Source organism: Profundibacter sp. (assembly GCF_965277155.1).
In the GTDB taxonomy this organism is placed as follows: Bacteria; Pseudomonadota; Alphaproteobacteria; order Rhodobacterales; family Rhodobacteraceae; genus Profundibacter.
The window spans coordinates 1-18,201 of the sequence record NZ_CBDIBV010000001.1 but is presented as its reverse complement, the minus strand read 5'-3'; the positions used below and the strand labels follow the sequence as shown (position 1 = coordinate 18,201).

Below are 18,201 nucleotides of genomic sequence, written 5' to 3'. Positions count from 1 at the left end.
CGACCGACGGGGTTTTGTCATGGGTCATATGGGATTTTTTGATCTTTCCAGCCGATACGCGGGACTGGACAAATCTGGTGATCCGCTGGTGTTGCTCAACGACATGGTGCCGTTCGAGGATTACCGGGACGAGCTGAAGGCCATATGGCGCACGCCGCCCGAACAGCGCAAATCCAACGCTGGCCGCCCGCCTTGGGATGAGGTGCTGATATTCAAGACGATGGTTTTGCAGCAGCTCTACAACCTCTCTGACGATCAGATCGAGTATCAGATCCGCGACCGCCTGTCGTTCATGCGGTTTCTCGGCCTTGGCATTGAAGACAGCGTACCTGACGCCAAGACCATCTGGGCCTACCGTGAAAGGCTGGCCGGGGCCGGGAAGATGAAGGAGCTGTTTGACAAGTTCGATGCCTTTCTGCGCGAAAAGGGCTATCTGGCGATGGGCGGGCAGATTGTTGATGCGAGCATCGTTCCGGCGCCGCGCCAGCACAACAAAAGGGACGAGAACGAGAAAATCAAGGCGGGCGAAACGCCTGAAGAGTGGGAGGAAAAACCCCACAAGAAGCGCCAGAAGGACGTGGATGCGCGCTGGACGAAGAAGCACGGCAAGAGCTATTACGGCTACAAGAACCACATCAATGTCGACCGGCGGCACAAATTCATCCGCGCTTATGATGTCACCGATGCCGCCGTGCATGACAGCCAGGCGCTTGCCGGTCTGATTGATGCGAGCAACACCTCATCGGACCTGTGGGCCGACAGCGCCTATCGCTCGCAAAAGATCGAAAGCGAGCTGGAAGAGCGGGGGCTTCACAGCCATATCCATCACAAGGGCAGGCGCGGCAAGCCGCTTGGCGAGCGCCAGCAAAAGGCCAACCGGAGGCGCTCGAAAGTGCGGGTCCGGGTCGAGCATGTATTCGCTTTTCAGGAGCGCTCCATGGGCGGCAAGCTGATCCGCTCCATCGGCCTGAAGCGGGCGCGATTTCGCATCGGGATGATGAACCTGGTCTACAACATGAAGCGCTTCGTCCAGTTCGAATGCGGCCTGGCGGCGCCGGGATAAGGGTTCATGGGGTGAGGTGTGCCTGAAATACCCAAAACCGGCTTGAAACCGGTGAAAATGGGTTTATGATCCGAAGCAATCAGGCGGGACAGGCGAAAAACCGTCCACCCCGCCGCGAAGAAGGCGAAAACGGGAATTTACAGAGGTTCCCATAAGCAGGATCAGCGGCCATTGCGCCAGTTGCAGGCCACTGCCCAGCGAGGCCATCAACGCGATATAGGCGATATGCGCGCTGGCAAACGCGACCATTCCAGCCATAAACGCCTTTTCACCGGGCCGCGACAGGGCCAGATCGCCCAGCGCGCTGAACGCCAGACCGGCAACCAGCAACGCAGGCGCGCCCTGATAATACGCAGCCAGCGCGAACAGAGCCACCGGCAGGGTTTTGCGGATACTGCGCGACCAGCGGATGCGGCTGCCGGTGCGCGGCAGGTAAAAAACGGCCGTGGCAACACCAAGGGCGAAAAGGGCGGCGGGAAGAAGCATATGCAGACCTGCGGTTATTGTGCCTGGCCAGACCCTAGCGCAGATCGGGCGGGGATGGCCATTGCCTTTTGCCATTGGCCACAGGGACGGGATGTGGCACACTGCCGTTATGAAAACGCATTTGTTATTCGTGATCCTGCTCACCCTGCTTGCCACCCCGTTGGCCGCCCAAACCCCGATGACCGGCGACGAATTCGAGGCTTACTCCCAGGGCAAGACCCTGTTTTTCCGCTATGATGATGACCGTTACGGGGCGGAAGAATACCTACCCAACCGCCGTGTGCGCTGGTCGTTTCTGGACGGGGATTGCAAAGATGGCGAATGGTACGAGGACGGCCAGATGATCTGTTTCGTCTACGAGGACAACCCCGATCCGCAGTGCTGGTCGGTTTACGAACAAGGGGACGGGCTGATGGCACAGTTTGAAAACGACCCGACCCAGACTACGCTGTTTCAGGTGGAAAAGACAGACGAGCCGATGGTCTGTCTGGGCCCCGATGTCGGGGTTTGAGCCGGTCTTTGATCTGCCCAATTCCACATCGTAAAAACCGCAATATCAGGAGGAACACCCTATGAATATCATCTGGCTGGGCCATTCGGGCTTTCGCATTGAAACCGGCGATCTGGTGCTGTTGATCGACCCCTGGCTAACTGGCAACCCCCTGTTCCCCGAAGACCGCCGCGCCGAAGCGATTGCAGGGGCCACACATATCCTTGTCACCCACGGGCATGGCGACCATACCGGCGACACCATCGCAATTGCCCGCGAACTGTCCATCCCCGTGCATGGCATCTACGATCTGATGACATGGTGGGGCGAAAAAGAAGAGGTCGAGGTGGTCGGCTTTAACAAAGGCGGAACGGTCGATCTGGGAACGGCCCAGGTAACGATGGTCAATGCCACCCATTCCTCGTCCCTTGGCAACGGAGAGGACGGGCCGATCTATGGCGGGCATGAATCCGGTTATGTGATCACCACGCCCGACCATGTGGTGTATTTTTCCGGCGACACCGATGTGATGGCCGATATGGAACTGATCAATGATCTGCACAAACCCGATATCGGCATTCTGGCGGCGGGTGGCTATTTCACCATGGACATGCGGCGGGCGGGTTATGCAGCGCAGAAATACTTTGATTTCAAAACCGTGATCCCCTGCCATTACCGCACCTTCCCGCTGCTGGCGCAATCCGCGGATGAGCTAAAGGCCGCCTTGCCGGATGTGGATGTGATCGAGCCGGAAGTGCTGGAGCCGATCCGCCTGTAACGGGTTAAAACAGGCTGCCCTGATCCGGCGGGGTTTCTCTGGGCTTGGCTTTGCGCGGCGCGGCCCCCGCCCCGACGGCATAGCGCCCGTCGGCAAATTCGATCTCGAGCGAAGCCGCCTTTTTCGCGGCCTTGGCAGTTGTCACCACGTCCCCGTCGCCACGCACCACGGCATAGCCACGGTTCAGGGTTTCCCTATAGCCCAGCGTCTGGCGGATACGCTCAAGGGCTTGCAACCGGCTGGACCAACCATCAAGCTGCCCCATCGCCACGCGTGACAAACGGGCCGAAATTTGTTCAAACGCATCCCTTTTGCGCCTGATATCACGGGTCAGCAGGTCACTGCTCAAACGGCCCGCGCGGTCGGCCAGTCTGGATCTGGCCTCGTCCACCCGCCGTATCAGCGTCGCGGGGCGCAGGCTGCCGCTGACTTCGCTTAACCGCAGGCGTTTCACCTGTGCGGCGCGGGTCAGGGCGGCGGGCAGGCGTTCGGTGGCGCGGTCCAGCCTTTGGCGCGGGGTGTCCAGCAGGCTCTCGGGTTTGGGCAAGGCCCGCGACAGATCCCGCAGGCGCTGTTTGCGCATATCCACCGCCACCGTGGCTGCACGGGTCAGGCGGGCGCCCTGTTCCTCGACCCAGGCCAGCAATTCGCTACGCACCGGCACCGCCAATTCGGCAGCCGCTGTCGGTGTCGGCGCGCGCTGGTCTGAAACGTAATCAATCAACGTGGTGTCGGTTTCATGCCCCACCGCCGAAATCAGCGGAATGTCGGACGCCGCCGCCGCGCGGGCAACGATTTCTTCGTTAAAGCCCCACAGATCCTCGATCGACCCGCCCCCGCGCGCCACAATCAGCAGATCAGGACGCGGCAGCGCCCCGCCCGGCGTCATTGCATTGAACCCTTCAATCGCGCGGGTCACTTCGGGGGCGCATTGCTTGCCCTGCACCGCCACCGGCCAGATCAGCACCTTGCGCGGGAACCGGTCACGCAGCCGGTGCAGAATATCGCGGATTACGGCACCGGATGGCGATGTAATCACCCCGATCACCTCGGGCAGATAGGGCAACTCGCGTTTACGCTCGGTCGCAAACAACCCTTCGGCGGCCAATGCCGCCTTGCGTTTTTCCAGCATCGCCATCAGCGCGCCCATACCGGCGGGGGCGATATCTTCGATCACCATCTGGTATTTCGATTGCCCACCGAATGTGGTCAGCTTACCGGTGGCGACCACCTCCATGCCTTCCTCGGGCTGCACTGCCAGCCGCGTGGCAACGCCTTTCCAGATCACGCCGGACAGCACGTTGCGGTCATCCTTCAGGTCCAGATAGACATGCCCCGACCGCGGCCGCGACACCCGCCCGATTTCGCCCTTCACCCGCACATGGCCAAAGGTGCCCTCGATCGTGCGCTTCACCGCGCCGGAAATCTCGGTGACAGTAAATTCGGGGGTGTTTTCGCCCTCGGATGGCTCATCAATCAGGTCGGACATATCTGCTCGCTTGTCATATGGTCGGACCCACCTTAGAACGCGGACAAGCAAAGGCCAAGCGGGGGACGATATGAATATCCTTATTCTGGGAAGCGGCGGGCGCGAACATGCGCTGGCATGGGCGGTGAAACAGAACCCCAAATGCGACCGGCTGATTGTGGCGCCGGGCAATGCGGGCATCAGTCAGATCGCGGAATGCGCCGATATCGACATTATGGACGGCGGCGCGGTGGTGGAATTTGCCACCGGCAACGCAGTGGATTTCGTGATCATCGGACCCGAGGCCCCCTTGGCCGTTGGCGTGGCCGACCGTTTGCGCGATGCGGGCATCCTGTGTTTCGGGCCCAGTCAGGCAGCGGCCAAACTGGAAGCCTCCAAAGCCTTCACCAAGGAAATCTGCGCTGCCGTGGGCGCCCCCACCGCCGCCTATGGCCATTTCACCGATGCCGAGACCGCCAAGGATTATGTCCGAGAGCAAGGCGCGCCGATTGTGGTCAAGGCCGATGGTCTGGCCGCTGGCAAGGGCGTGATCATGGCGATGGACGTGGAAACGGCGCTTGCCACCATTGACGACATGTTCGGCGGTGAATTCGGCACAGCGGGCGCGGAAGTGGTGATCGAGGAATTCATGGAGGGCGAGGAAGCGTCATTCTTTGTGCTGTGCGACGGCGAAAACCTGTTGCCCATCGGCACGGCCCAAGACCACAAGCGCGCCTATGAGGGCGACAAAGGGCCGAACACCGGCGGCATGGGCGCCTACTCCCCCGCCCCCGTGATGACGGATGCGGTGATCGCCAAAACCATGGATGAAATCGTCACCCCGACAATGGCTGAAATGGCACGGCGCGGAATGCCGTTTCAGGGGGTGCTGTTCGTTGGCTTGATGATCAAGGACGGCCAGCCGCGACTGGTGGAATACAACGTGCGCTTTGGCGATCCGGAATGTCAGGTGCTGATGATGCGGCTGGGCGCGCAGGCGTTTGACCTGTTGCAGGCCGCCACCGAGGGGCGGCTGGATCAGGCACAGGTGAACTGGGCCGATGACCACGCGCTGACGGTGGTGCTGGCGGCAAATGGCTATCCCGGTGCTTATGAAAAAGGCAGCGTGATTGGCGGGCTAGAGGATCTGCCCGAAGACAGCACGCATATGCTGTTCCACGCGGGGACCGCTGAAAAGGACGGGCAGATCGTGGCCACTGGCGGACGGGTGCTGGCCGCCACAGCACGCGGCGCGACATTGGCCGAGGCGCAGGCGCAGGCTTATGCGATGGTGGATATGATTGACTGGCCGCAAGGGTTTTGCCGGCGCGATATTGGCTGGCGGGCGTTGTAAATGATTGGTTGTGTGGAATAGACGAGGTTAACGATTGCCGAAAAAAACCGATGAACCTATCACGTTGGGTGATAAATTACCCAGCAAACGCGCAATACGCGTGTCAGAATTAATCATGATTTTCCTGATATCAGGACTCGTTGGGGTCGCTTTATGGTGGGGCGAGCAAAACATCGTTACATGCGCAATTGCGTCCGTAATATCTGCCATATTTCTTGCCAAGCTCTTTTTAACGATAGACCAAAAAGAGCATTTCCTGATCCATTCCGACTGGAACGGGTTTATGAAATCCCTGAAACTGGCAAACAAAACCGCACTATTTGATGGCAGCAACATATACCACTTAGGGCTAGAGCATGGAGTTGGGGCTAAACCCCTGAAAGCCCTGATTCAGCGGTTAAGGGCAGACGGTTACAGGATCATTTGTTTCTTCGATGCAAATATATACTTCACATTGCGGGATAATAACGAATTTCAGAACCGTCGTGAACGGTTCTCGCCTGCTATCCTGCAAAGACTGTTCGGTCTTGAAGCAAATGAAATTTACGTTGTCCCCAGTAAACTTCAGGCCGACTTGTTTATCGTCGAAACCCTGTCACAGAGGTGGTCGCGGAAATTCGGACCAGTTGTTAAGGTGGATCGACTTATGAGAAAGACGATTCAAAATGACGAAACGAAAGAACCATTCTCCCGAATTCAAAGCCCGCGTTGCGCTTGAAGCAATCCGCGAGGAAATGACGATGGCGGAGCTGTCGAAGAAGTATGGTGTGCATCCAACCCAGATTGGCACATGGAAACGAGCAGCGATTGAAAACATGGCCACGGCATTTTCCAGACGGGGCCGTGATCCTGATCGGGTTGATGAAGCCCAGATTGAGAAGCTGCACTCCAAGATTGGTCAGCTGGTCGTGGAACGGGATTTTTTAGCCAACGCCTCGCAACAGTTGCTCGGGAAGCGAGGCAAAAAATGGTGAGCCGTGAGCATGATCTGAGTGTGCGACGACAATGCGGGCTACTTTCTCTGGCGCGCTCGAACCTGTATTACCAGCCAAAAGGCGAAAGTGCTGAAAATTTGCGGTTCATGACAATAATCGACAAGCAATTCTTGCAGACGCCGTGGTATGGATCACGGCAAATGGCCCGGCACATGCAGCGCCAAGGTTACAAGTGTGGTCGCCACAGGGTCCGCCGTTTGATGCGGCTGATGCGGTTGGTTCCGATCTACCAGACGCCCAACACGAGCAAGAAACATCCGCAGCATAAGATCTACCCGTATCTGCTGCGAGACCTGACGATTGATCGTCCAAACCATGTGTGGTGCGTAGATATCACCTACATTCCGATGCAGCGCGGGTTCCTCTATTTGGTCGCGATCATGGACTGGCACAGCCGCAAGGTTTTGAGCTGGAGATTGTCAAACAGCATGGAGGCAGATTTTTGCGTTGAAGCCCTGAAAGAGGCTATGGCCAAATACGGCAAGCCCGATATCATGAACAGCGACCAGGGCAGCCAGTTCACCGGGTTTGAATGGACGCAGGCGCTGAAAGAAGCCGACGTGAAAATCTCGATGGATGGCAAAGGTCGCTGGGTCGATAACCGGATGATCGAGCGGCTTTGGCGATCCTTGAAATACGAATGCATTTACCTCAACGCATTTGAAACGGGTTCGCAGACCCGCGCCGGGATCGGGAAATGGTTGGCTTACTACAACACCGAGCGCCCGCATTCCACCCACGGAATATTGACCCCGGATGAAGCCTATGACAGAAAAACAAAACCAATGAGTTTGGCAGCCTAAATGAAACCCTGATCCATCTTAAACTGGCTGCTGACTGGTCAAAAAAGTGGGACCACCTCTCACATTTGCCCAAATCATTTGCGGTTACGAATGACCTATATCGGGATTATGAGCCGAACTACGAGTTTTTGACCAAAGACTACGGATGGAGAAAAGGGGTGAAGATTAAGAAAGGCTCCCTGCACCTCTTTCAATATAGTTTCAAGCCACCTTTGAAGGTTTAGGTTAGACCTCCCCTTACATCCGGCAATCCATCGCCCGCCTAAACGAATTCTGCCCCTTGTGCGGCCCGATCGCGGCGCTGCGGATTTCCTTGCCGTCAAACACCGAGGCGATGATCTGGCTCCAGTCCGCATTGGCGGTGATCATCTGCGGCCCCGCACCGCAATCGCGGATACCGCCGGAAATATAGGTCTGTCCGATCTGGTGATTGGTCAGCCCGCCCTGTTCGGCCACAAGGGTCAGTTTGCCATCCTTGTAACGCCAGATTTTCAACAGCCGTGCCAGATGTGGGCGGTCGATATAGGCGATCTCGATATTGCCGTCGCCATCCAGATCAGCCGCCCCGATCGGGGCCAGCCAGCGGTGGGTATGGCCGATATGCGGGGTTTCCGCAATCTTGCCTGTTTCATCATAAATGGCCAGTTGCGCCCCTTTGGCAACATCGGTTTCTACAACGATGATCTCGCGGTCGCCATCGCCGTCTACATCAACCAGACGTGGGGCGATATCTTCGAACACATGGTCCAGCGGCAGGCGGATGGTAACCGCCCCACGCCGCAGAACTGCATCTTTTGATAGCGAACGGCCACTTACCCCTTCATAACGGACAAGCATCGCGCCATATTCAATCTCGTCTCCGAGGATGCCGTGGGTATACCGTGATGTCGGGTCCGTGAATTTCGCTGAAACCACATCTGCCATCACCGGAAAAGCAAAGACTATCGCAAGAACGGCGCCCCGCCACATGATCAGATCTGCTTTTCAGGCAGTTGCACGATCAACCCGTCCAGATCATCGGTTACCTTGATCTGGCAGGTCAGACGCGAACGCACCTCGTCGGGTTGATAGGCAAAATCCAGCATGTCCTCTTCCATCGCGTCCTTGGCGGGCACTTTTTCCACCCAGTCGGGGTGCAGATAGACGTGGCATGTGGAACAGGCGCAGGCGCCGCCGCAATCGGCCTCGATCCCAGGCACGTTGTTGTCCCGCGCGGCCTCCATCACGGTCAGGCCTGCGGCCACCTCTACAACGTGCTCGGTGCCGTTGTGTTCAACAAATGTAATCTTCGCCATGTTGCTTCCCTTGTATCAAAGCTTTCGTGCATTTTCTAACCTTGCCAGATAAACCCTGCCAAGCCGTTTTACCAGAGCCAAGTCAAAACCGCTTTCGCGGCAATGGCCAAGCGGCTAGTATCGCGACCAGTTGCCACAACGGGAATAGGAAACAGGCATGATCCGTATCACTGCACTTATGGCGGCCAGCGCCCTGTTTCTGACGGCCTGCCAGACCGCAACAGGGGTGGGCACCAGTGCCCCGACCGAAACGATAACCCTGCACAAAGCCGAACCGGTAAACGCGGATCCCGACACCTGCTGGACCGGCCAGACTGCCCCACAGAACGATGGCGATATCTGGTTTGAAACCCCCTGCCCCGATGCGCTGGACACCAATTTCATCGCCATGCTGCAACGGGCACTAAAGGCGCGTGGCCTGTATGACGGGGAAATTGACGGCACCTTGGGCACAGGCACCCGCAAGGCCATCCGGATGTATCAGGCCGCCCACGGGCTGGACAGCGATATACTGGCGCTGGATGCGGCACGACAACTGGGGCTGATCGCCTATCCCCGCCCTGACAACACATAACCCCGACGCGCCCAACGCTTGCACCGGCGCGCCGCGCAAGTTAAGCACAGTGAACAACTGCCCCACAGGACAAGGCAACCGTGACAAAAACCCCCGCAAATGATCCCTATTCCTCGCGCACCCTGATGCGGCGCCTTTGGAATGGCTACCTGAAATACCACAAATGGTGGATGGCGCTGGCCATGGTGCTGATGGTGATCGAGGGCAGCACGCTGGCCATCCTGTCCTATATGCTGCAACCGATGTTCGACAATGTATTTGCGGCAGGTAACAAACACGCTGTCTGGTGGGTTGGCGGCATCATCTTCGGGCTGTTTGTGGTACGCGCCATCACCCAGCTGGCGCAGAAAACCATCATGACCCGTATCGCGCAAAAAACTTCGACCATGATGCAGGTAGATCTGTTGCGCCACCTGATGCGGCTGGATTCGGTGTTCTTCCAGAAAAACCCGCCCGGCGCGCTGATGGAGCGGGTGCAGGGTGATACCTTGGCCGTGCAACAGGTCTGGGGCGTGATCATATCCGGCGCGGGGCGCGATGCGATTTCGCTGATCTCGCTGCTGGGTCTGGCCCTGTCGATCGACTGGGTCTGGACGCTGGTGGCGGTGATCGGTGCGCCTTTGCTAGTGGTGCCGGTCTATATCCTGCAAAAATACATCCGCCGCAAAACCAGCCACATGCGCCAGCAGGCCTCTCTGCGCTCGACCCGTCTGGACGAGGTGTTCCACGGTATCAACCCGATCAAACTGAACCTGCTCGAGGAATATCAGGCCAACCGTTTCTCCTCGATCATCGACATGATCGTTTCCGCCGAAGTCAAAACCGCTGCCAGCCGCGCCATGATCCCGTCCCTGATCGACATCATCACCGGCCTTGGCTTTTTCGGTGTGATGATCGTCGGCGGGCAAGACATCATCGACGGCGAAAAAACCATCGGCCAGTTCATGAGCTTTTTCTCGGCCATGGCGCTGGCCTTTCAGCCGATGCGCCGGTTGGGCAGCATTTCCGGCATCTGGCAGGTCGCCGCCGCCAGTCTGGAACGGCTGTACCGGCTGTTTGATACCGAACCGACCATCACATCCCCCGCCACCCCGGCCAAACCGGTAAAAGATACCGAACTGGTGATGCAGAACGTCACCTTTGCCTATGACGACACGCCGGTTCTGAACGCCACCACCCTGACCGCTGAAGCGGGCAAAACCACCGCCCTTGTCGGCGCATCGGGGGCGGGCAAAAGCACCATCTTCAACGTGCTGACCCGTCTGGTCGAACCGCAATCGGGCAAAACAACCGTCGGCGGCACCCCGATCAACGAATTGTCCCTGACCGATCTGCGCGGCATGTTTTCCTTGGTCACGCAGGACGCCCTGCTATTTGACGAAACCATCCGGGAAAACATCCTGCTGGGCCGCACCGATGTGACGGACATGCAGCTAAAAGACGCGCTTGATGCCGCCCACGTCACCGACTTCCTCGATAAACTGTCACAGGGTCTTGATACCCCCGCCGGTCCGCGCGGCTCCAACCTGTCGGGCGGCCAGCGCCAGCGCGTCGCCATTGCCCGCGCCATCCTGCGCAACACCCCGATCCTGCTGCTGGACGAGGCCACCTCGGCCCTTGACGCCCAGTCCGAAGCGGTGGTGCAACAGGCGCTGGAACGCCTGTCCAAGGGGCGCACCACACTGGTGATTGCGCATCGCCTTTCCACCATCCAGTCTGCCGACAAAATTATCGTGATGGAAAAGGGCCGCGTGGTCGATCAAGGCACCCACGAAGAACTGCTGGCCGGCGGCGGCATCTACGCCGAACTGCACCGCCTGCAATTCAAGGAAAACGCCCCCATCGGCGGCGCCAACCCGCTCGACCCGCCCGAGGGACCAGCGGGCAACGCGGGCGGAGTGGCAGTGAGTGGCGGCGAGAAGAACGGGCTGTTTTCAAGGTTTGCACGGCGGTTGTTCGGGCGGTAGAGGGGGAAATAGTGGATAACTGGTGCCCCCAAAGAGTAATGCCCGAAAGTTGGTGATGGGGTGATTGGGTGGCATATCATGGCGGTGTTGACGCGCCGCGATTCTCAGAGAGAAAAGGATATGCCACATGGAAGACGATACTATTTTGGAGTTTACCGATCCAGCCGGAATTTCACCTGATCCGCTGACGGATATCTTGCGCAAAGGCGCGCGGGATCTGTTGGCACAGGCGGTCGAGGCCGAGGTTTGTGATCTGATGGCGCAACACGCGCATTTGAGGGATTCGGCCGGTCGCCAGCGCCTTGTTCGCCACGGATACCTGCCGGAGCGCGAGGTGATGACGGGGATCGGCCCTGTCCCGGTGAATGTGCCTCGGGTGCGTGATCGTGGCACGGGGGCGGAGAAGATCAGGTTCACCTCGACGCTTCTGCCGCCGTATCTGCGCCGGGCAAAGTCGGTCGAGGAGTTGTTGCCCTGGCTCTATCTCAAAGGTATTTCCACGGGTGATTTCGGCGAAGCACTGGCGGCCCTTCTGGGGCCTGATGCGGGTGGTTTGACATCGAGCACGATTTCGCGCCTGAAGGCGGAGTGGTGGGCAGAATACGAGCGTTGGAACCGGCGTGACCTGTCGGCCAAACGCTATGTGTATTTCTGGGCCGACGGGGTTTATTTCAAGCCGCGCACGGATGCTGACAAGCAATGCATGCTGGTGATCATCGGCGCGGACGAGTGGGGTAACAAGGATGTTCTGGGCCTCGTGGACGGGTATCGAGAAAGCAGCCAGAGCTGGCGTGAACTGCTGCTGGACTTGCAACGTCGTGGCCTCAGAAAAGCCCCTGATCTGGCCGTTGGTGATGGCGCGCTCGGCTTCTGGAACGCCTTGCGGGAGGTGTTCGGTGAGACCCGGGAGCAGCGCTGCTGGGTGCATAAAACCGGCAACGTCCTGAATGCCATGCCGAAGTCGCTGCAAGCCAAAGCCAAGGGCCATCTACAGGACATCTGGATGGCCGAGAACAAACGGGACGCCGAGGCCGCGTTCAATTTCTTCATCGAAGCCTATGGCGTGAAATACGAGCGTGCCGTGGGGAAGCTGACCAAGGACCGGGACGTGCTGCTGACCTTCTACGACTTCCCTGCCGAGCACTGGAAACACATCCGCACATCCAACCCCATCGAAAGCATATTTGCCACCGTGCGGCACCGAACGAAGAAGACCAAAGGCTGCCTCGGGCGCAAGACCGCCTTGGCAATGACCTTCCGCCTGATGATGTCGGCAAAGAAGAAATGGCGTAAACTCGACGGCGCATTCCGATTGCCGGAAATCATCGAAGGGGTTGAATTTAAGGACGGGATCAAGCAGGAAAAACATGCCGCCTGATTACTGCGTCACCAACTTTTGGGCATAGCTCCAAGCGACAATGTTGTTTGGAAAAGTTTCCAAGACTTTTATGATCTGATATCTGAACTGCTAGTAGATCCCGCATTAATTTTGTCCGAGCGGGATCAGTTCTTATTGAGAAACCTGCAAATATTATTCTATGAAAGCGGACTTTTACCTAAAGGGAACCTCTAAAAATCCCCCAAAATCCGGCCTGACGGGGTAGAATCGTCATCAGGATGAAAATGATTCGACCGACGGGGTTTTGTCATGGGTCAGATGGGATTTTTTGATCTTTCCAGCCGATACGCGGGACTGGACAAATCTGGTGATCCGCTGGTGTTGCTCAACGACATGGTGCCGTTCGAGGATTACCGGGACGAGCTGAAGGCCATATGGCGCACGCCGCCCGAACAGCGCAAATCCAACGCTGGCCGCCCGCCTTGGGATGAGGTGCTGATATTCAAGACGATGGTTTTGCAGCAGCTCTACAACCTCTCTGACGATCAGATCGAGTATCAGATCCGCGACCGCCTGTCGTTCATGCGGTTTCTCGGCCTTGGCATTGAAGACAGCGTACCTGACGCCAAGACCATCTGGGCCTACCGTGAAAGGCTGGCCGGGGCCGGGAAGATGAAGGAGCTGTTTGACAAGTTCGATGCCTTTCTGCGCGAAAAGGGCTATCTGGCGATGGGCGGGCAGATTGTTGATGCGAGCATCGTTCCGGCGCCGCGCCAGCACAACAAAAGGGACGAGAACGAGAAAATCAAGGCGGGCGAAACGCCTGAAGAGTGGGAGGAAAAACCCCACAAGAAGCGCCAGAAGGACGTGGATGCGCGCTGGACGAAGAAGCACGGCAAGAGCTATTACGGCTACAAGAACCACATCAATGTCGACCGGCGGCACAAATTCATCCGCGCTTATGATGTCACCGATGCCGCCGTGCATGACAGCCAGGCGCTTGCCGGTCTGATTGATGCGAGCAACACCTCATCGGACCTGTGGGCCGACAGCGCCTATCGCTCGCAAAAGATCGAAAGCGAGCTGGAAGAGCGGGGGCTTCACAGCCATATCCATCACAAGGGCAGGCGCGGCAAGCCGCTTGGCGAGCGCCAGCAAAAGGCCAACCGGAGGCGCTCGAAAGTGCGGGTCCGGGTCGAGCATGTATTCGCTTTTCAGGAGCGCTCCATGGGCGGCAAGCTGATCCGCTCCATCGGCCTGAAGCGGGCGCGATTTCGCATCGGGATGATGAACCTGGTCTACAACATGAAGCGCTTCGTCCAGTTCGAATGCGGCCTGGCGGCGCCGGGATAAGGGTTCATGGGGTGAGGTGTGCCTGAAATACCCAAAACCGGCTTGAAACCGGTGAAAATGGGTTTATGATCCGAAGCAATCAGGCGGGACAGGCGAAAAACCGTCCACCCCGCCGCGAAGAAGGCGAAAACGGGAATTTACAGAGGTTCCCTAAAGACCTCTGCATAACATCGGGATTCCCCCGGGTTGGCCGTTTTGGTAAGCTAGCCGGGAAATCTCTGGGGTGAATAGATGGACCTTTTCCTGCACGAAGCGGCGGCACGGATCGGCGCGGATGACGTTCTGTCGAAGATCGACGCGCTGATGGATTGGAACTCGTTTTTGCCGATCCTGCGGCGCGGTCTGGGGCGCTCGGGGATCGGGCCTCAGGGCTATGATCCGCTGGTTCTGTTCAAGTGTCTTCTGGTTGGCCAGTGGCACGGGCTGAGCGACCCGAAGCTGGAGCGGGCCTTGAAGGTGCGGCTGGATTTCATGCTGTTCTGCGGGCTCGATCTGCACGCGTCGGTGCCGGATGAGACGACCCACTGCCGGTTCCGCAATGCGCTGGTCCGGGGTGGCGTTTACGATGAGCTGCTGGCCGAGGTCTGCCGCCAGATCGAGGCGCATGGGCTGAAGCTGAAAGAGGCTGAGGCGGCGATCATTGATGCGACCCTGATCGCGGCGGCGGCGCGCCCGCGCACCCATATCGACGCCCCGCAGGACCGGGCAGAGGACGGGGCAAGGGAAGGGACGCCGGATGATCCGCCCGAGGTCTCACCCGACGGGGCACAGCTGCATTTCAGCGCCGACCCTGATGCCCGCTGGGTCAAGAAGGGCCGCAAGAGCACGCTCGGCTACAAGGGCTTTGCCCGCTGCGACGAAGAGGGCTTTATCGACAAGGTGCACACCACGCCCGCCAATGCCGCCGAAAGCCCCGAATTCGCCACCATGATCGCGGGCGCAAAGGCGCAGCGGGTGCTGGCCGACAAGGCCTATGCGAGCAAGGCCAACCGCCAGATGCTGCGCGGCAAATACCGCGACGGCATCCTGCGCAAGGCAGCGCGCGGCCGCCCCCTGCGGCAATCGGAGAAACGCTTCAACCGGCTGATTTCGAAACGCCGCTTCCGCATCGAGCAGACTTTCGGCACGATGAAACGCCTCTTCGGCCTGCAGCGGGCGAGATATTTCGGGCGCGCCAGGGTGCATGCCCAGATGGTCATGGCCGCCATCGCGCAAAACCTGCTCAAGGCCGCAAACAGGATCACCCTCAACCCGCAAACCCCCGCAATCGCATAGCCCCAAACCCCGCCACCCGTCTGTCCGCCGGACCCGCAGGGGCGCAAGGTGGGCGGCCGAAATCTTGCTTCAACCGAAAGCCATGGCCTCATGCAGAGGTCTTAATTAGAATATGTAGCCGATAACGCAGCGACCCCGAGGACATAATGGACATTCTGCCCCTTGTTGAATGGCTGGGCGAAAACCCCACAGCCGCCCTGTTCGGCCTGATCACCGGCGTGATTTTCGGCATCGCCGGTCAGCGCTCGCGGTTTTGTCTGCGTGCTGCCACCATCGAATTTGCCCGCGGCCAGATCGGGCCAAGTGTTACCGTCTGGCTGCTGACATTTTCCACCGCCCTGTTCTGGGTGCAGGGCGCGGATTTGCTGGGCTGGATGCGGGTGGAAGAGGCGCGGATCATGGCCGTGCCCGGATCATGGTCAGGTGCCATCATTGGTGGCTTGATCTTTGGCGTTGGCATGGTTTTGTCGCGCGGCTGTTCGGGCCGGTTGCTGGTGCTGGCGGCCACAGGCAACCTGCGCAGCGTCGTTTCGGGTCTGATTTTTGCCGTGGTTGCCCAGATGAGCCTGCACAGCTGGCTGGCCCTCCTGCGCAACTGGCTGGCCGCACTCTGGACCACATCGGGCGGGCAGAACATGGACCTGCTGGCCGAATTTCACCTGCCCGACTGGGGCGGATTTGCCTTGGGCATCGTGCTGTCCGGTTACGCCATCTATCAGGCGTGGCGCAATCAAATGAGCACCATGCGGCTGGTATTCGCCTCGGGCGTCGGGTTCGCGGTTGCGGTTGGCTATCTGCTGACCTTCTCGCTCTCGGAAATCAGCTTTGATCCGATCACCGTCACCAGCGCCACCTTTACCGGCCCCTCGGCCAATACTTTGATGTTCGCGCTGGACAGCACATCCATCCTGAAATTCGATATCGGGCTGGTGCCCGGTGTGTTTCTTGGCTCGTTCATGGCGTCCGTAATCGCGCGGGATTTCAAGTTTCAGGGGTTCGAGAACGAGGCCAACATGCGCCGCTCGATGTTTGGCGCGGTGCTGATGGGCTTTGGCGGGATGCTGGCGGGGGGCTGTGCGATTGGCAACGGCGTGACGGGCACATCCATCATGGCCGGCACCGCATGGCTGGCGTTGCTTTGCATGTGGATCGGGGCGATGACCACCGATTACCTGCTGGACCAGCGTCGGGTTGCCGTGCCTGCCTGATCAAAGCACACTAAAGCAAGTCCCTGATCACATCCAAACTTACTGTTGGCCAACTTGTTAGTGTTCACTCACAAACTGGTTAACCTTCACCCCCTGCGATTTCAAAACGGCTATCTGGGACGGGTCACTGATTTGCAGGTAATCAAGGTTCAATTCTTGCAGTTCATCCATACCAGACAAAGGCGATAGGTCACTGATCTTTGTGCCGCGAATATCCAGCCATTTCAGATTATTCAGGCCAAGCAAGGTTGTGTCTCGAAAGTGGTGGAAATTGATTTCAGGCACCTCCGAGCGGGTTGAGTTATGCGCCGGTCAGGCGGCTTGGTCAAGGGTTGCGTCGGCGACGGGCTGAGCGAGCGTTTCCCAGCCATCGACCTTTCGCATGACGATCTGCCCCGAGGCCATCAGAGCCCAAAGCAGCATCGGCACGGTCTCGGCGCATGGCAGCACGGTCTGGGTCTTGATGCGGCGGCGGAATTCCTCGTTCAGGCGTTCGATCGCATTTGTCGTTCTGGCCGATTTCCACTGGCCTTGTGGCAGACGCGTGAAGGTGAAAAGCTTATCTCCTGCTTCTTCCAAGCTGTCAGCGACGGCCTTGCATTTCAGCCGCCATTTTCGCAGAAATGCCTTGCGGCGGGTGGCGATTTCCTCGGGTGTTTTGGCGTAGATCATGTCGCGGTAATCTTCTGTCAACTCATCATGCATACGCTTGGGTGCCTTGGCCAGAAGGTTGCGGTGCTTGTGCACCGTGCACCTCTGGATCGGCAGATCTTCACCCCAGAGGGCAATGAGAGCGACCTCAAGTCCCGGTGCCCCGTCCACGATGACAAATTCGGGCCGTTTCAACCCGCGCGCATCCAGATCGTTGATGAACTGACGCCAGGCGGAGGTGCTTTCGCCGCCCATGTTCATCAGTGATAACAAGACCTTCTGCCCATCCCGGCGCACGCCAATCGCGGCCAGAACCGAGATATTGGTGGCCTTCCTGTCAATCCGCGTTTTGATCACGGTGCCGTCCAGGATCAGCCGCACGATGTCTTCATCCGCAAGGCTGCGGGCGCACCACGCCTGCCAGTCCACCTTCACCTTGCGCCAGGCGCGGCTCACCACATCCTTGCTGACCGCCCCCTGAAACAGGCCGAACAGGGCGCGTTTTACCCGCCGTGTGTTGGTGCCCGAAAGGTAGACAGCAGCGATCAGCGCCTCGGCCTTCTTCGTCAGCCGCTGGTAGCGGGGCAATGCCTTCGAGCGCCATTCTCTGGCCTTGCCGGCCTCGCCTGTGATCCGCGCACGCGGCACGCGCACCGTTTCGGTTCCAAATGTTCCGACCAGTTGCCGCTCGCGATGCCCGTGGCGGTATCCGGCCTTTGCCCCGCCGCTGCGGCCATACCGGCAACGGCCCAGAAACTGCTCCAGCTCCTCTTCGAAAACCGCCTCGATCGTCGCGCGGATGTTCTGGCGCAGCCGGTCTTCAATCGGGTCATAGCCTGCTTCATTGGCCAGTAGCGCGGATGTCGATGTTGCTGTATTCTTTGTCATGGCGTGATCTCCTTGGCGGTTCCAGCCGCCGGTTGGGTGGCTTCGATGCACCCGGAGATTACGCCGTCCTCGAATTTCCACCAAACTCGCGACACTACCGACTTTCGTGTAGGAGAAAGACAATAACTCCAACTCTGTCAGTTTCAACAGCGGTGATAAGTCTCTGACACTCGCTCTTAAGAAGCTTAGCCGTTTCAGATTATTCAGGCCTGTT

General features: G+C 58.7%; 19 protein-coding genes. 13 read left to right on the top strand and 6 right to left on the bottom strand.

What is annotated here, in order from left to right; genetic code table 11:
• Nucleotides 1-19: 19 nt before the first annotated feature.
• Entirely contained in the window at nucleotides 20-1,063 is a 1,044-nt protein-coding gene (locus ACQY4M_RS00095; protein WP_428539263.1) for an IS5 family transposase, read from the top strand.
• Nucleotides 1,064-1,126: 63 nt separating this feature from the next.
• Here the strand turns inward: ACQY4M_RS00095 and ACQY4M_RS00090 are convergent, their stop codons facing one another.
• A complete protein-coding gene (locus tag ACQY4M_RS00090) occupies nucleotides 1,127-1,549 on the bottom strand; it encodes a lysoplasmalogenase family protein (protein WP_428539260.1) in 423 nt (140 codons plus the stop codon).
• A gap of 109 nt (nucleotides 1,550-1,658) precedes the next feature.
• Here ACQY4M_RS00090 and ACQY4M_RS00085 point away from each other — a divergent pair, with 109 nt between their 5' ends.
• Together ACQY4M_RS00085 and ACQY4M_RS00080 are read left to right on the top strand one after the other, a co-directional pair.
• Nucleotides 1,659-2,060, top strand: coding sequence for a hypothetical protein (locus ACQY4M_RS00085; RefSeq protein WP_428539585.1), 402 nt, complete (start codon nucleotides 1,659-1,661; stop codon nucleotides 2,058-2,060).
• A gap of 61 nt (nucleotides 2,061-2,121) precedes the next feature.
• Entirely contained in the window at nucleotides 2,122-2,817 is a 696-nt protein-coding gene (locus tag ACQY4M_RS00080; RefSeq protein WP_428539257.1) for a metal-dependent hydrolase, read from the top strand.
• Between the two features lie 4 nt (nucleotides 2,818-2,821).
• On the opposite strand, the gene xseA is transcribed toward ACQY4M_RS00080, so the two are convergent.
• Entirely contained in the window at nucleotides 2,822-4,306 is a 1,485-nt protein-coding gene (gene xseA, locus ACQY4M_RS00075; protein ID WP_428539254.1) for an exodeoxyribonuclease VII large subunit, read from the bottom strand.
• 70 nt (nucleotides 4,307-4,376) lie between these two features.
• Between xseA and purD the strand changes: the two genes are divergently transcribed.
• From purD to ACQY4M_RS00060, 3 genes are all read left to right on the top strand, one after another.
• Nucleotides 4,377-5,639, top strand: coding sequence for a phosphoribosylamine--glycine ligase (gene purD, locus ACQY4M_RS00070; RefSeq protein ID WP_428539251.1), 1,263 nt, complete (start codon nucleotides 4,377-4,379; stop codon nucleotides 5,637-5,639).
• Between the two features lie 34 nt (nucleotides 5,640-5,673).
• Nucleotides 5,674-6,357, top strand: coding sequence for a hypothetical protein (locus ACQY4M_RS00065; protein WP_428539248.1), 684 nt, complete (start codon nucleotides 5,674-5,676; stop codon nucleotides 6,355-6,357).
• Nucleotides 6,305-7,437, top strand: a protein-coding gene (locus ACQY4M_RS00060; RefSeq protein ID WP_428539245.1) for an IS3 family transposase whose coding sequence is annotated in 2 segments (ribosomal slippage) — nucleotides 6,305-6,557 and nucleotides 6,557-7,437 — 1,134 coding nt in all. Because the reading frame shifts where the segments join, the coding sequence is not laid out codon by codon here. Before ACQY4M_RS00065 ends, ACQY4M_RS00060 begins: the two co-directional genes overlap by 53 nt.
• Nucleotides 7,438-7,674: 237 nt before the next feature.
• Here the strand turns inward: ACQY4M_RS00060 and ACQY4M_RS00055 are convergent.
• Both ACQY4M_RS00055 and ACQY4M_RS00050 read right to left on the bottom strand, forming a co-directional pair.
• The gene (locus ACQY4M_RS00055; RefSeq protein WP_428539242.1) at nucleotides 7,675-8,274 is read right to left on the bottom strand and encodes an FG-GAP repeat domain-containing protein; all 600 of its coding nucleotides are present in this window, start codon (nucleotides 8,272-8,274) and stop codon (nucleotides 7,675-7,677) included.
• Between the two features lie 134 nt (nucleotides 8,275-8,408).
• The gene (locus ACQY4M_RS00050) at nucleotides 8,409-8,732 is read right to left on the bottom strand and encodes a 2Fe-2S iron-sulfur cluster-binding protein (RefSeq protein ID WP_428539239.1); all 324 of its coding nucleotides are present in this window, start codon (nucleotides 8,730-8,732) and stop codon (nucleotides 8,409-8,411) included.
• Nucleotides 8,733-8,889: 157 nt separating this feature from the next.
• On the opposite strand from ACQY4M_RS00050, the gene ACQY4M_RS00045 reads away from it, so the two are divergent.
• The 7 genes from ACQY4M_RS00045 to ACQY4M_RS00015 all read left to right on the top strand — a co-directional run bounded on the left by ACQY4M_RS00045 (nucleotide 8,890) and on the right by ACQY4M_RS00015 (nucleotide 16,448).
• Entirely contained in the window at nucleotides 8,890-9,306 is a 417-nt protein-coding gene (locus ACQY4M_RS00045) for a peptidoglycan-binding domain-containing protein (protein WP_428539236.1), read from the top strand.
• A gap of 80 nt (nucleotides 9,307-9,386) precedes the next feature.
• A complete protein-coding gene (locus ACQY4M_RS00040; RefSeq protein ID WP_428539233.1) occupies nucleotides 9,387-11,273 on the top strand; it encodes an ABC transporter ATP-binding protein in 1,887 nt (628 codons plus the stop codon).
• A 127-nt stretch (nucleotides 11,274-11,400) separates the two neighbouring features.
• Nucleotides 11,401-12,651, top strand: coding sequence for an IS256 family transposase (locus ACQY4M_RS00035; RefSeq protein WP_428539230.1), 1,251 nt, complete (start codon nucleotides 11,401-11,403; stop codon nucleotides 12,649-12,651).
• 270 nt (nucleotides 12,652-12,921) lie between these two features.
• Nucleotides 12,922-13,965 (top strand): IS5 family transposase, encoded by a 1,044-nt coding sequence (locus ACQY4M_RS00030; RefSeq protein ID WP_428539227.1) that lies wholly within the window; start codon nucleotides 12,922-12,924, stop codon nucleotides 13,963-13,965.
• A 65-nt stretch (nucleotides 13,966-14,030) separates the two neighbouring features.
• Entirely contained in the window at nucleotides 14,031-14,192 is a 162-nt protein-coding gene (locus tag ACQY4M_RS00025) for a hypothetical protein (protein ID WP_428539224.1), read from the top strand.
• A gap of 4 nt (nucleotides 14,193-14,196) precedes the next feature.
• The gene (locus ACQY4M_RS00020; protein ID WP_428539221.1) at nucleotides 14,197-15,240 is read left to right on the top strand and encodes an IS5 family transposase; all 1,044 of its coding nucleotides are present in this window, start codon (nucleotides 14,197-14,199) and stop codon (nucleotides 15,238-15,240) included.
• A gap of 146 nt (nucleotides 15,241-15,386) precedes the next feature.
• On the top strand, nucleotides 15,387-16,448 hold the full coding sequence (locus ACQY4M_RS00015; RefSeq protein WP_428539218.1) for a YeeE/YedE family protein: 1,062 nt from the start codon (nucleotides 15,387-15,389) through the stop codon (nucleotides 16,446-16,448).
• Between the two features lie 57 nt (nucleotides 16,449-16,505).
• Here the strand turns inward: ACQY4M_RS00015 and ACQY4M_RS00010 are convergent, their stop codons facing one another.
• Nucleotides 16,506-16,733 (bottom strand): leucine-rich repeat domain-containing protein, encoded by a 228-nt coding sequence (locus ACQY4M_RS00010; RefSeq protein ID WP_428539215.1) that lies wholly within the window; start codon nucleotides 16,731-16,733, stop codon nucleotides 16,506-16,508.
• 27 nt (nucleotides 16,734-16,760) lie between these two features.
• The gene (locus ACQY4M_RS00005) at nucleotides 16,761-17,987 is read right to left on the bottom strand and encodes an IS256 family transposase (RefSeq protein ID WP_428539582.1); all 1,227 of its coding nucleotides are present in this window, start codon (nucleotides 17,985-17,987) and stop codon (nucleotides 16,761-16,763) included.
• Nucleotides 17,988-18,201: the final 214 nt, after the last annotated feature.